The sequence below is a fragment of the Salipiger sp. ABF4_146 genome, from assembly GCF_056161345.1.
On the sequence record NZ_JBSWYX010000004.1, the window covers coordinates 247,219 to 259,764 of the forward strand.

Genomic DNA, 12,546 nt, shown 5'->3' on the forward strand with positions numbered 1-12,546 from the left:
CTTCGTCTAGATGCAAATATCCCGGGGGTCCGGGGGCAGCGCCCCCGATCTGCTCATCCCCCCAGCACTCTCTGGCTTGTCGTCATCAGCCCGCGCCGGTCAGACGTTGAGCAGCAGGTGCTCGCGCTCCCATGGCGAGATCACCGCGAGGAACTCCTCGTATTCGGTGCGCTTCACGATCGAATAGACCCGGGCAAAATCCTCGCCCAAAACCTCGTGCAGCTTGGTCGCCTGATCGAAGATGTCGAGCGCCTGTCCGAGGACCCGCGGGATGTCGCCCTCGCCCTCGTAGGCGTCACCGCGGAACTGCTTCGAGGGGCGGCGCTCTTCCATCAGGCCGAGGTAGCCACAGGCCAGCGAGGCCGCGATGCCGAGGTAGGGGTTGCAGTCCATCCCAGCCAGACGGTTCTCGACCCGCCGAGCGTCCGGTCCGGAGATCGGGATGCGGATGCCGGTGGTGCGGTTGTCACGGCCCCATTCGAGATTGATCGGCGCGGCGCTGTCGCGCACGTAACGCCGGTAGCTGTTCACATAGGGCGCCAGCACCGCGATCGCCGCAGGCAGATAGGCCTGCAGCCCGCCGATGAAATGGTAGAAGGCATCGGTCTCGCCGCCAGCGGGGCCGGAGAAAATGTTGCGCCCGCTTTCGATGTCCATCACCGAATGGTGGATGTGCATGGCCGAGCCGGGCTCGTCGGCGATCGGCTTGGCCATGAATGTGGCAAAGCAGTCGTGCCGCAGCGCCGCCTCGCGGATCAGCCGCTTGAAGTAGAAGATCTCGTCGGCCAGCTTCACCGGATCGCCGTGCTGAAGGTTGATCTCCAACTGGCCCGCGCCGCCCTCTTGGGTGATGCCGTCGATCTCGAACCCCTGCGCCTCGGCGAAGTCGTAGATGTCGTCGATCACCGGGCCGAACTCGTCGACGGCGGTCATCGAATAGGCCTGACGTGCGGCGGCGGGGCGGCCGGAGCGGCCCATCATCGGCTTGATGTCGATGGCCGGATCGACGTTGCGCGCCACGAGGAAGAACTCCATCTCTGGCGCCACCACCGGCTCCCAGCCCTGCTTGCGGTACAGGTCCAGCACGCGCTTGAGCACGTTGCGCGGCGCGTAGGGGATCGGCTCGCCCTTGCGGTCGAAAGCGTCGTGGATCACCTGCAGCGTCCAGTCCGCGGTCCACGGTGCGGCGGTGGCTGTGCTCATGTCCGGGCGCAGGATCATGTCGCGCTCGATGAAGCCTTCGCTTTCGTCCGCCGCCTCGCCCCAGTCGCCGGTGATCGTCTGGTAGAAGATCGACTCGGGCAGGTGAAAGTAATCCTGACGGGCGAATTTCGACGCCGGCACCGCCTTGCCGCGGGCGATGCCGGGCAGGTCGGCGATCACGCATTCGACCTCGTCGAGCCGCCGCCCTTCGAGATAGGCGGTGGCGGGTTGCGGAAGCTGGCTGGTCCAGTCTTCGGTCATGCGAGAGCCTTTTGCTTGAAGAAATGCGCGAATTGATCGGCCAGAGCGCGCTGGTCGAGCGGCGTGCCAAGCGCCTTGTCGGCGGCGTCGAGCGTGGCCTGCGGCACCACGCCGGGGCCGCGGGTGGCGATCAGCGCGCGGGTGTAGTCGTCATCGAACTCGGGGTGCGGCTGCACGGTGTAGGCGTGACCGGGGTAGAGCAGTGCGGCATAGTCGCAATAGTCCGAACTGGCGATCACTTGGGCGCCGGGCGGCAACTGGGTGACTTGGTCCTGATGCCAGGCGTTGATGATCTTGTCGCCGCCCTCGAAGTGATAGGCGGTGGGGCCGATGATCCAGCCGCCGGGGTGCTTTTCGACCTTGCCGCCAAGCGCCTGAGCGATGATCTGATGGCCGAAACAGACGCCGATCAGCGGCTTGCCAGCGGCGTAGATGTCGCGGATCAGCGCCTCAAGCGGCGGGATCCACGCGTGGTCTTCATAGGCACCGTGACGCGAGCCGGTGATCAGCCATCCGTCGGCGGCCTCGGGGCCATCGGGAAAGACGCCCTCGACCACGGACCAGTTGTCGAACTCAAAGCCGTGGCCATCGAGAAGGCGGGCAAAGAAGGCGGGGTATTCACCGGTCTCATCCGCGAGTTCCGCGGGCACGAGGCCGGTCTGCAAGATGCCGATTTTCATGGATCACACGTTGGTTGCGCTGGCGCGGTTTTCTGGCCCGAAGGTAGCCGTGCCGCACAGGGGCGGCAAGGCCACGGTCAGACCGTATCGAGATAGATTTCCACCTGCTCCTGCGGCGACAATTCGGCCATGTAGAGCCGCTCTTGCCGTTTGGTCAGCAGCAGGTTGCGGATCAGTTCCGGCGGCAGGATGCGCGGCATGATCGGGCTGGCCTCGAAGGCGTCCATCGCCGATTCCCAGTCGGTGGGGATGGTCGGCAGGTCCTGCGCGTAGGCGTTGCCGGTGATCGGCGCGGGCGGCTCCATCTCGTCCTCGATGCCGGCCAGTGCCGAGCCGAGGATGGTGGCCATCAGCAGGTAGGGATTCACGTCGCCGCCGGCCACGCGGTGCTCGATACGGCGCGCCGCCGGGCTGCCCGAGGGCACGCGGATCGCCGCGGTGCGGTTCTCATAGGCCCAAGAGATGCCGCAGGGCGCGTGGTTCTCGGGGATCAGCCGGTCGTAGGAATTGAGGTGCGGCGCGAAGATCAGCGTGCTGTCGCTCATCGCGTTGACGCAGCCGCCGATGGCGTGGCGCAGTACGTCGGTGCCCTTTGGCCCGCCGTCGTCAAAGATGTTGTTGCCATCCTCGTCCAGCACCGAGAAATGCATGTGCATCCCCGAGCCGGCGTAGTCCTCGTAGGGTTTGGCCATGAAGGACGCGGCAAAGCCGTGGCGGCGCGCCAGCCCCTTGAGCAGCATCTTGAACAGCCACGCATCATCGGCGGCGCGCAGCGCGTCGTCCTGATGCATCATGTTGATCTCGAACTGCCCCAAGCCCGCCTCGGAGATGGCGGTGTCGGCGGGGATGTCCATGTCCTCGCAGGCGTCGTAGAGATCGGTAAAGAAAATATCGAAAGCGTCGAGCGCGCGGATCGACAGCACCTCGGCGGCCTTGCGGCGCTTGCCCGAGCGGGGCGAGACCGGCACCTGCAGCTTGCGGGTGCTGTCGTCGATCAGGAAGAACTCCATCTCCAGCGCCACCACCGGGGTCAGCCCGTGCTTCTTGTAGCGGCGCACCACCTGCGCCAGCGCGTGGCGCGGATCGCCGTCGTAGGGCTTGCCGCCTTCGTGGAACATCCAGATCGGCAGCAGGGCGGTGGGGGCTTCCAGCCACGGCATCGGCACGAAGCCGCGCTCGGTGGGTTTCAGCACGCCGTCGCGGTCGCCGCTTTCGAAGACCAGCGGGCTGTCGTCGATGTCCTCGCCCCAGATGTCGAGGTTGAGCGCGGAGAAGGGGAAGCGGGTGCCATCCTCGACCACCTTATGGGCGAAACGGGCGGGGACGCGCTTGCCGCGCGGCTGGCCGTTGAGATCGCAGGCGGCGACGCGGATGGTGCGGACCTGGGGGTTCTTGCGGAGCCAGGTTTTCGGGTCAGTCATGGTGTATCCGGAAATTTGATCAAATTGAGCGTAGCGACTCGACTGCGCGCTGGCAAGCGGGGCCTTGGCGGCAAGAGATGAGTATTTTCGGAAAGATGAAAGAGCAGGCGCACAGAAACAGAAAGCGCCCCCGCGGGAGGGGCGCCTTGGGAAACCTGGTCTGCGTCGAGGGCCGCGGTCGTCCGGTGCAGGTGGCGCATCGGGCGACCCAAAGGCTCAGCGCATCAGCATGCGCGGGCGCATCCGAACTTTGGTGCGGCGCTCTTTGGGTAGGTGCCGGTTCAGCCGCGTGTTGATCAGTCCGAAGACCCCGACGATACAGAGGGTCAGCACGATAAAATAGCCGGCGAGGATGGGGTAGGGCACAAACGGGTTGAAGGTCTTGTCGGCGAAGTAATTCGCGTAATAGAGCGCGTCGCCCCGCTGCTGCCACGCCGGAAATCCCGAGAAGAACACCAGCGTCGTGGCGTGGAACAGAAAGATCGCCTCGTTGGTATAGGCGGGCCACGCCAGCCGCAGCATGGTCGGCCAGACGATGCGGCGAAAGCGCGGGACGCCCGAGAAGCCATAGGCGTCGGCGGCCTCGACATCGCCTTTCGGCACCGACAGCAGCGCGCCGTAGAAAATCTCTCCCGAGTAGGCGGCGGTGTTGAAGAACAGCACGATCGCTGCGCCCAGCCATGCCGAGGTCAGCGGGTCGAACACCGGCGAGACGCTCTTGAGGCTGAGAAAGAGGAAGTAGGCGAAGAAGAACTGGATGAACAGTGGCGAGCCGCGGAACACGAAGATCACCCATTCCGCCAGCTTGCGGATCGGCGTGATCTTTGACGCCTTGCCCATTGCCAGCGCGGTGGCGAGGCAGAAGCCGGTGATCAGACTGACGATGCCGAAGTAGACGTTCCACAGCATGCCCGAGCCGATCAGCGTGAACTGCTGGCACAGCGTGAAATTGTCGCGCGGCAGCAGCCGCTCGCCGATACCGATCGAGCGCAGACCGTAGTCGGCGATGGTTTCCCAGCAGCTCATGAGGCCTTCCTCTGTGCTTCGCCGCCCATGGTGGCCTGCCCGTGGGTGAGGCGCTGCATGATCCGGCCCAGCACGATCTCCGACACGCGGGTGAAGGCGAGGTAGAAGACCAGCAGTGCCAGAAAATACCAGACGCGCCAGTCACCATGCGGGTAGTCGGTGAATCGCGCGGTCTTTGAGCCGCCCAGTTCGCGGGCCCAGTAGACGATGTCCTCGACCCCCAGCAGGAACAGCAGCGGCGTGGCCTTGATCAGCACCATCCACAGGTTCGACAGGCCGGGCAGGGCGTAGACCCACATCTGCGGCACGAGGATGCGCCAGAAGGTCTGGCGGCGGGTCATGCCATAGGCCTCGGCGGTTTCAAGCTGGGCGTGCGGCACGGCGCGCATGGCGCCGAAGAGCACGTTGCCGGCGAAAGCGCCGAAGACGATGGCGAAGGTCAGAACGGCCAGCGAGAAGCCGTAGGTTTCATGCACCCATTGCGCCGCCGTCGACAGCGGCAGCTTGGCCTCGTCGCAGACCACGAAGTCGTTGCCCTGCCGGATCGGCTGGTCCCAGTCGGGACATTTCACCTCGTGGCGAAGCCATTCGAAGAACTGGTCGAGGGCGATGACGAAAAACAGGAAGAACGCGATGTCCGGCACGCCGCGGACGATCGCGATATAGCCCTTGCCGAACCACGACAGCGGCGGGAAGGGCGAGCGGGCGGCCATGGCGCCGCCAAAGCCGAAGGCCAGCGCCACCGGCGCGGTGATCGCCAGCAGCAGCAGCACGGTGCCGAACGAGGTGTAGAAGGCCATATGCTTGCCCGTGGTCAGGTAGCACATCAGCCAGCTCAGGCCCGACAGGGACGATGGATCGGCGCAGGCGGTCAGAATGGGAACTCTCCGGAGCGGTTAGGCGGCCCGAGATGCGCCCCGGCCGCGCGGATCGGCAGGCCGGGACGCAGGGAGCTGGTCGGATCAGAACCGCGGGCTGTCTTCGCCCAGGTGCTCGATGATCAGCTCGTTGAGCGTGCCATCGTCCTTCATCGACTGGATCGCGGCGTCGAACTGCGCGCGCAGTTCCGGATCGCTTTCGCGGAAGGCCATGCCGATGCCGCCGCCAAGCGGCACGTCGTCACCGATGAACATCACGTCTGCCGATTCTTCGACCACCGGGATCAGATAGTCCTTGTCGGACAGCACCGCGTCGGCCTCGCCGCTGCGCATCGCCGCGACGGTCTCGTCGGGGGTCGTGTATTCGACCAGAGTGGCGCCTTCCATCCCGGCCACATGCGCGGCCTGAATGGTGCCGGTCTGCGCGGCGATCACCGCGGTTTCGAGGTCGATGCCGTCGCTCATCGCGGCGAAGGCCGAGGGCGAGGGCGGCGTGTAGTTCTGGGTGAAGTCGACGACTTCGTCACGCTCGGGGGTGATCGACATGCCGGCGATGATCGCGTCGTAGTTGCCCGACACGAGGTTGGGGATGATCGAATCCCAATCGTTGGTCACCCACTCGCAGGTCACTTCGGCGCGGGTGCACAGCTCGTCGCCCAGCACGCGCTCGAAACCGTCGACCTCGCCGGCGTCATTGATGAAGTTATACGGAGGGTAGGCGCCCTCGGTGCCGAGGCGCACGACGTCCTGAGCCAGCGCGGCGGTGGCGGTGAGCGCCAGCGCGGCTGTGCCGAGAAGAATGGATTTCATGTAACTTGCTCCCTGATTTACGCGTCAGATGGCGGTTCTTGGCCGCCTGTCAGACATGGCTGGTCGACCGCAGGAAGCCCTGCAGCCGTTCCGATTTTGGCGCGCCGAACAGATCCGCCGGAGCGCCTTCTTCCTCGATGCGCCCTTGGTGCAGGAACACCACGTGATCGCTCACGTCATGGGCCATCTTCATATCGTGGGTGACGATGATCATCGTACGCCCCTCGGAGGCGAGGTCCTTGATCACCTTCACCACCTCCTGCTCGAGCTCGGGGTCAAGCGCCGAGGTCGGCTCGTCGAACAGCAGCGCCTCGGGCTCCATGCACAGACCGCGGGCAATCGCCGCGCGCTGCTGCTGGCCGCCCGAAAGCTGCGCCGGCCATGCGTCGGCCTTGTCGCCGATGCCGACCTTGTCGAGATAGCGCCGGGCGGCGGCCTCGACCTCGTCGCGCGGGCGGCCAAGCACGGTCAGCGGCGCTTCCATCACGTTCTGCAGGATGGTCATATGGGCCCACAGGTTGAACTGCTGGAAGACCATGGAAAGGTTGGTGCGGATGCGCAGCACCTGCTTGGGGTCCGCCGGGCGGCGGCTGTGGCCGGTGCCATGCCAGCGCACCGGCTCGCCCTTGAACACGATCTCGCCCTGCTGGCTGTCTTCAAGCAGGTTGCAGCAGCGCAGCAGTGTCGACTTGCCCGAGCCCGAAGAGCCGATCAGAGAGACCACGTCTCCGCGCTTGGCCGTGATGCTCACGCCCTTGAGGACCTCAAGATCGCCATAGGCCTTGTGCAGGTCGCGGATCTCGATGACGGGCGCTTGGGCGGGGGCTGGATCGGTCAAGCCAAACCTTCTTGGGTAATTGCGAAATCTGGCGGCGAGAATGGGCGGAAACCGGCCCGTTTGTCTATGCGCAAAACAGCCATCTGCGGCGTGTTTGCGCGGCGTAACCGGGGCTCTGCCCGTAAATCAGCCACTGGCGGCGGGGGTTAGCCCGCCGCTTCGACCCGTTGCCGGGCCAGCGCCGAATCCCTGTCGTTGATGCCCAGAAGGTTGGACACCAGCCGCAGCAGAGCGTCTTCTTCGTCGTCGCGGCTGCCGTCGGCCAGCGCCACCTGCCACAGCGCCTCGATCACCGCGATGCGGTCCTCGTACGCCACTGCGTCCTTGATCGCGCGGGTGAAACGCACCGTGTCGGGGGCTTCGGCCTCCAGCGCCTCGGCCTCGCGGCGCAGCTTGCTGGCCTCGAAGGGCGACAGGCCATAGCGCGTGGCGGCGATCCGGTCGATCCGCTCCTGCTCGGACTGGTCGTAGGTTTCATCGGCCCGCGCCACACGCACGAGCAAAGCACAGAGCGCCAGCCGCGCATCGGCGTCGGGCAGGCGCTCGGGGCCGGGATCGACCAGCCGTTTCAGAAAATCCGCAAACATAGGGAAGATATAGCGGCCTCTTGGCGCCGCGCCAACGCAAGAGCGGGGTGCCGGGCGCACGAAGCCGTGTCCGGCGGTTTTTGCGCCTGTCTGGAAGACGATACCGCATTGCGCCCGGTGCCGGCATGGTGCCGGCTTCCTGCGGCTGCACCTAGCCGGCGCGGGTGTCTGAGGTCAGATCGTGCGGGGTGATGAACAGCAGATACTCGGACAGGCACAGGGCGGTCTGCCGGGCCGCCGGTGTGGCGTCGCTGTCGGTGATGACCTCGTAGAGGCAATGCGCCAAGGCCAGTCGCTCGCGGTGGGTTACGGCGCGTGACAGCAGCGCCGCAAAGCTGGCGGTCTCGGGGGCGGCGGCGGCGATGGCCTGACAGGAGACGCGCATTTCCGCCGCCTCGCGCGGTGTCAGCTCGTGCCGCCGGGCGAGCACCGCGTCGACCACGGACACGCAGAGCAGGGGAGATCCGCTCTGCACTTCGGCGGCGGCGCGCAGCAAGAGCGCCCCAAGCGCGAGCGGTACATCGCAGGGTTCGAGCGGTGTCGCCTCGGGCGCCGCCATCCAGAATTTCAGACCGCGCGCCATCGGCTCAGGGCTCGCCGGGGTCGGCGCGCGTATGCATGAACCGGTGCATTGCGGTCCCGTTTTCTGTGTGTCGCCTAGCTTACTCTGCGACAGCTCTGGGCTGCGGGCAATGGGTTTGCGCGGTCAGCGGATCGCCTTGGCACGACGCAGCCGATCGCTGAGGGTCTTTGCTGCCTCTGACAGTCCCCACGGCGGGTTCACCACGAACATGCCCGAGCCGATCATCCGGTGGTTTTCGCGCACCGGCGGGAAGCGGATCTCGTGGCAGAGCGCGTCGGGGAAGGCTTCGGTGAGCGCCGCCAGCATAGGCACATGCGCCGCCGAGCTGAGGATCGGGTACCACAGCGCCAGCACGCCGACGTTCCATTTCTTGTTGATCTGACGAAAGAACTTCGGAAGCTCGACGTAGTCCTGCTTAAGCTCATAGGGCGGGTCGACCAGCAACACGCCGCGCCGCGGCTCTGGCGGGCAGATGCTTTGGGCAAGCGCGTAGCCGTCCTGCCGGTGGATCGTCACATTGGGCGCGCGCAGCGCGAGGGTAAGCGCCTGATGCTCTTGCGGGTGAAGCTCGGCGAGGTGGATTTTATCCATCGAACGCAGCAGCTTGGACGCAATTAGGGGCGAGCCGGGATAGGCGTTCGGCCCTTCGGTGCGGCGCACCTCGGCCAGCGCCGCAAGATAGGGGTGATCAGCGTCGAAGACACCCGCATGCGCGCCGATCCCCTGCGCTGCCTCGCCGGTTTTTACCGCCTCGTCGGAGGTCAGATCATAGAGGCCGCGTCCGGCGTGGGTCTCGATGTAGGTGAGCGGCTTGTCCTTCTTGGTGAGGTAAGCCAGCAGTTCTGCAAGCAGCGCGTGCTTTTGCAGATCGGCGAGATTCCCGGCGTGGAAGGCGTGTTGGTAAGAGAGCATCTGGGCCTCGGAAACGGGGGGCACAAGCGATGCACATTGCATGCACAACCCATGCATATGCCGCTGCAGATAACCGGTGCGGCGCAGCCTGTCGAGCCGGAGGCGGGCGAGCCAAGCGGCGGCGGTCTGCCGTATTCCGGACAACCTTGGCGCGAATTTGCGCATCCGCCCGGTCCGAGTGCCGCAGCCTGTGCTTGGCACTTGCCTGCAGGGCCGAAGAGGCGCGATGCTTCGCGCATTGATCGGACGAATTTATTGAAAAACGGATGCGCGCCGCTGGACCCGCGACCGGCCTGCGCCGCGCCGAGGAGCGGATTTTTGACAATCGAGGATTTCATGACGGCGGCCAACGGCCGCCCCAGCGGCTTTGACTATATGCGCCTGCTGCTGTCGGTGCTGGTTCTGGCGATCCACAGTGTGCATATCGCTTACGGCCAGCAATACTACATGGAGATGATCTGGGGCCATTTCCCAAATGACGGGCTGGCGATGACCGTCTTGCCGATGTTCTTTGCCCTCTCGGGGTTTCTGGTGGCGGGCAGCCTTTATCGCTGCCGCACGCTGTTTTCCTTCATGGGGCTGCGGTTCATCCGCATCTACCCGGCGCTGGCGGTGGAGGTCATCCTGTCGGCGGTGGTCCTGGGCCCGCTGGTGACCTCACTGGCATGGCCCGAGTATTTCGCCGCCGAAGAGTTCGCGCGCTACCTGCTGAATGCCACGGGGCATGTCAGCAACGACTCGATCTTCCTGCCCGGCGCGTTTGCCGGAAACCCGCAGGAAGGCATGGCCAACGGCCAGCTGTGGACCGTGCCCTACGAGCTTTACTGCTACATCGGGCTGGGCATTCTGGCGGTGCTGGGCGCGCGGCGGGACCGCCGGGTGCTGCTGCTGGGCCTGCTGGCCTTTTTGACACTCTCGGTGGTCAAGCTGGGGCTCAACACGGGCTGGCGGTTCGATGGCTGGGACGGCACGGTCACCGGGCGTGCGCTGGTGCTGGCCTTCGTCTGCGGCACCTGCCTGCATGCGTGGCGCGACGTGGTCCGCATGCGGGCGGGCTATGTCGCTGCCTGCGCGGTGATCGCGGTTGTTGGCTTCAGCCTCAGCGGGCTTGGCCAATACGTGGGGATTTTTGCGATCTCTTACGTGACCGTGGGGCTGGGGATCCTCAACGCGCCGCGTCTGGGTCTGCTGAAGCGCGCGGATCTGAGCTATGGCATCTTCCTTTATCACTTCATCATCGAGCAGGTGGTGGCCTACGCGCTGCCGGGGCTGCGCGAGTGGTACTGGATCACGCTGGTTTCGCTGCCGCTGAGCGCATTGGTGGCGCATCTGTCGTGGGTGCTGGTCGAACGCCCGGCGCTGAAACTGCGCCGCCACATCTTTGCGCTGGAAGGCTGGGCCGTGGAGACCATGCCGGTACTGGCGCGGGGCGGGGCCGCGCGCTGATCGGCCAGAGCGGCGTGGCCGCAACCCGCAAAAAGACCAAGGCCCGGACGTTTGTCCGGGCCTTGCCAAATCAGAATGCTGCGACGGCTCAGACCAGTCGCGAGACGTCCTTCGCGGCGCGCACGAAGTCCTTGAACAAGGGGTGCGGATCGAAAGGTTTCGACTTCAGTTCGGGGTGGAACTGCACGCCGATGAACCACGGGTGATCCGGCCATTCGACGATTTCGGGCAGGCGTCCGTCGGGCGACATGCCGGAGAAGCACAGGCCACCTTGTTCCAGCGCTTCGCGGTACTTGATGTCGACCTCGTAGCGGTGGCGGTGACGCTCGTCGATGGCGTTGGTGCCGTAGACCTCGGCCACTTTCGAGCCTTCGGTCAGCACCGCGTCATAGGCGCCGAGGCGCATGGTGCCGCCCTTGTCGTCGCTGACCGAGCGGTTGACGCGCTGATTGCCCTGCACCCATTCCTTGAGGTGATAGACCACCGGCTCGAAGCGCTTTTCGCCCTTCTCGTGGTCGAACTCTTCCGAGCCCGCCTTGGCCACACCGGCGACGTTGCGCGCCGCTTCGATGACCGCCATCTGCATGCCGAGGCAGATGCCGAGGTAGGGGACCTTGTGTTCACGGGCGAATTGCGCCGCCTTGATCTTGCCCTCGGTGCCGCGCTCGCCAAAGCCGCCGGGCACGAGGATCGCATCGAAGCCTTCCAGATGCGGCGCCGGATCTTCCTGATCGAACAGCTCGGCGTCGACCCAGTTAACGTTGACCTTCACCCGGTTCGCCATGCCGCCGTGGGTGAGCGCTTCGGCGATCGACTTATAGGCGTCTTCGAGCTGGGTGTACTTGCCGACGATGGCGACGTTCACCTCGCCCTCGGGGTTGTGGATGCGTTCCGACACGTCTTCCCACTTGTCGAGCACGGGGCGCGGGGCGGGGGTGATGCCGAAGGCGTCGAGCACCGCCTGATCGAGCCCTTCGCGGTGATAGGCCAGCGGCGCGTCGTAGATCGACGGCAGGTCCTGCGCGGCGATCACGCTTTCGGGGCGGACGTTGCAGAACAGCGCCAGCTTCTCGCGTTCCTTCTGGGGAATCGGTCCCTCGGAGCGGCACACGAGGATGTCGGGCGCGAGGCCGATCGAGCGCAGTTCCTTCACCGAGTGCTGGGTGGGCTTGGTCTTCAGCTCGCCCGAGGCCTTGATCCACGGCAGCAGCGTCAGGTGCATGAACACGCACTGGCCGCGCGGCTTGTCCTGGCTGAACTGGCGGATCGCTTCGAAGAACGGCAGGCCCTCGATGTCGCCGACGGTGCCGCCGATCTCGCAGAGCATGAAGTCCACCTCATCCTCGCCGATCGAGATGAAGTCTTTGATCTCGTTGGTGACGTGCGGAATGACCTGAATGGTCTTGCCGAGGTAGTCGCCGCGGCGCTCTTTCTCGAGCACGTTGGTGTAGATGCGGCCCGAGGAGATGGAATCGGTCTTGCGCGCGGGAACGCCGGTGAAGCGTTCGTAGTGGCCAAGGTCGAGGTCGGTTTCGGCCCCGTCGTCGGTCACGAAGACCTCGCCGTGCTCGAACGGGCTCATGGTGCCCGGATCGACGTTGAGATACGGATCGAGCTTGCGCAGACGGACCGAGAAGCCCCGCGCCTGCAGCAGCGCGCCAAGCGCCGCGGAAGCCAGACCCTTGCCGAGCGAAGAAACGACACCGCCGGTGATGAAGATGAAACGTGCCATTGGCAGCGCGACCCCGTGATTTGCGTCAATAATGGAGGACACCCACGGCCCGAAGGCCGCAGCATCACGGGGGTCCACGTATAAAGGATTCGGGCCGCACTGTCTAGCCAACCGCAAGATGCTGTTGCGGCTGACAGGCGGCCCTCAAGCTGTTGTTAGTCTGGCGGAT

The 12,546-nt window shown here is 65.4% G+C and carries 12 protein-coding genes; 1 reads left to right on the forward strand and 11 read right to left on the reverse strand.

Annotation, left to right across the window (positions count from 1 at the left end; all coding sequences use genetic code 11):
- Positions 1–99 precede the first annotated feature (99 nt).
- From ACXAJT_RS08275 to rlmJ, 10 genes are all read right to left on the reverse strand, one after another.
- On the reverse strand, positions 100–1,464 hold the full coding sequence (locus tag ACXAJT_RS08275) for a glutamine synthetase family protein (protein ID WP_475234456.1): 1,365 nt from the start codon (positions 1,462–1,464) through the stop codon (positions 100–102).
- A complete protein-coding gene (locus ACXAJT_RS08280; protein ID WP_475234457.1) occupies positions 1,461–2,144 on the reverse strand; it encodes a type 1 glutamine amidotransferase in 684 nt (227 codons plus the stop codon). Before ACXAJT_RS08280 ends, ACXAJT_RS08275 begins: the two co-directional genes overlap by 4 nt.
- 77 nt (positions 2,145–2,221) lie before the next feature.
- A complete protein-coding gene (locus ACXAJT_RS08285; protein ID WP_475234458.1) occupies positions 2,222–3,565 on the reverse strand; it encodes a glutamine synthetase family protein in 1,344 nt (447 codons plus the stop codon).
- Positions 3,566–3,781: 216 nt separating this feature from the next.
- Positions 3,782–4,591 carry an ABC transporter permease gene (locus ACXAJT_RS08290; protein ID WP_475234459.1) on the reverse strand — a complete coding sequence of 270 codons (810 nt, stop codon included), beginning with the start codon at positions 4,589–4,591 and terminating at the stop codon, positions 3,782–3,784.
- Positions 4,588–5,418 carry an ABC transporter permease gene (locus ACXAJT_RS08295; protein ID WP_475234460.1) on the reverse strand — a complete coding sequence of 277 codons (831 nt, stop codon included), beginning with the start codon at positions 5,416–5,418 and terminating at the stop codon, positions 4,588–4,590. Before ACXAJT_RS08295 ends, ACXAJT_RS08290 begins: the two co-directional genes overlap by 4 nt.
- 135 nt (positions 5,419–5,553) lie before the next feature.
- On the reverse strand, positions 5,554–6,279 hold the full coding sequence (locus ACXAJT_RS08300; RefSeq protein WP_475234461.1) for a transporter substrate-binding domain-containing protein: 726 nt from the start codon (positions 6,277–6,279) through the stop codon (positions 5,554–5,556).
- A 49-nt stretch (positions 6,280–6,328) separates the two neighbouring features.
- Positions 6,329–7,117 carry an ABC transporter ATP-binding protein gene (locus ACXAJT_RS08305; protein WP_475234462.1) on the reverse strand — a complete coding sequence of 263 codons (789 nt, stop codon included), beginning with the start codon at positions 7,115–7,117 and terminating at the stop codon, positions 6,329–6,331.
- 146 nt (positions 7,118–7,263) lie between these two features.
- Positions 7,264–7,704, reverse strand: a complete 441-nt coding sequence (locus tag ACXAJT_RS08310) for a tellurite resistance TerB family protein (RefSeq protein ID WP_475234463.1) — start codon at positions 7,702–7,704, stop codon at positions 7,264–7,266.
- A gap of 151 nt (positions 7,705–7,855) precedes the next feature.
- Entirely contained in the window at positions 7,856–8,287 is a 432-nt protein-coding gene (locus ACXAJT_RS08315) for a tellurite resistance TerB family protein (RefSeq protein ID WP_475234464.1), read from the reverse strand.
- 123 nt (positions 8,288–8,410) lie between these two features.
- Positions 8,411–9,199 (reverse strand): 23S rRNA (adenine(2030)-N(6))-methyltransferase RlmJ, encoded by a 789-nt coding sequence (rlmJ, locus tag ACXAJT_RS08320; RefSeq protein ID WP_475234465.1) that lies wholly within the window; start codon positions 9,197–9,199, stop codon positions 8,411–8,413.
- A gap of 318 nt (positions 9,200–9,517) precedes the next feature.
- Between rlmJ and ACXAJT_RS08325 the strand changes: the two genes are divergently transcribed.
- Positions 9,518–10,645, forward strand: a complete 1,128-nt coding sequence (locus tag ACXAJT_RS08325) for an acyltransferase family protein (protein WP_475234466.1) — start codon at positions 9,518–9,520, stop codon at positions 10,643–10,645.
- A gap of 88 nt (positions 10,646–10,733) precedes the next feature.
- On the opposite strand, the gene ACXAJT_RS08330 is transcribed toward ACXAJT_RS08325, so the two are convergent.
- Positions 10,734–12,377, reverse strand: a complete 1,644-nt coding sequence (locus ACXAJT_RS08330; RefSeq protein WP_475234467.1) for a CTP synthase — start codon at positions 12,375–12,377, stop codon at positions 10,734–10,736.
- Positions 12,378–12,546: the final 169 nt, after the last annotated feature.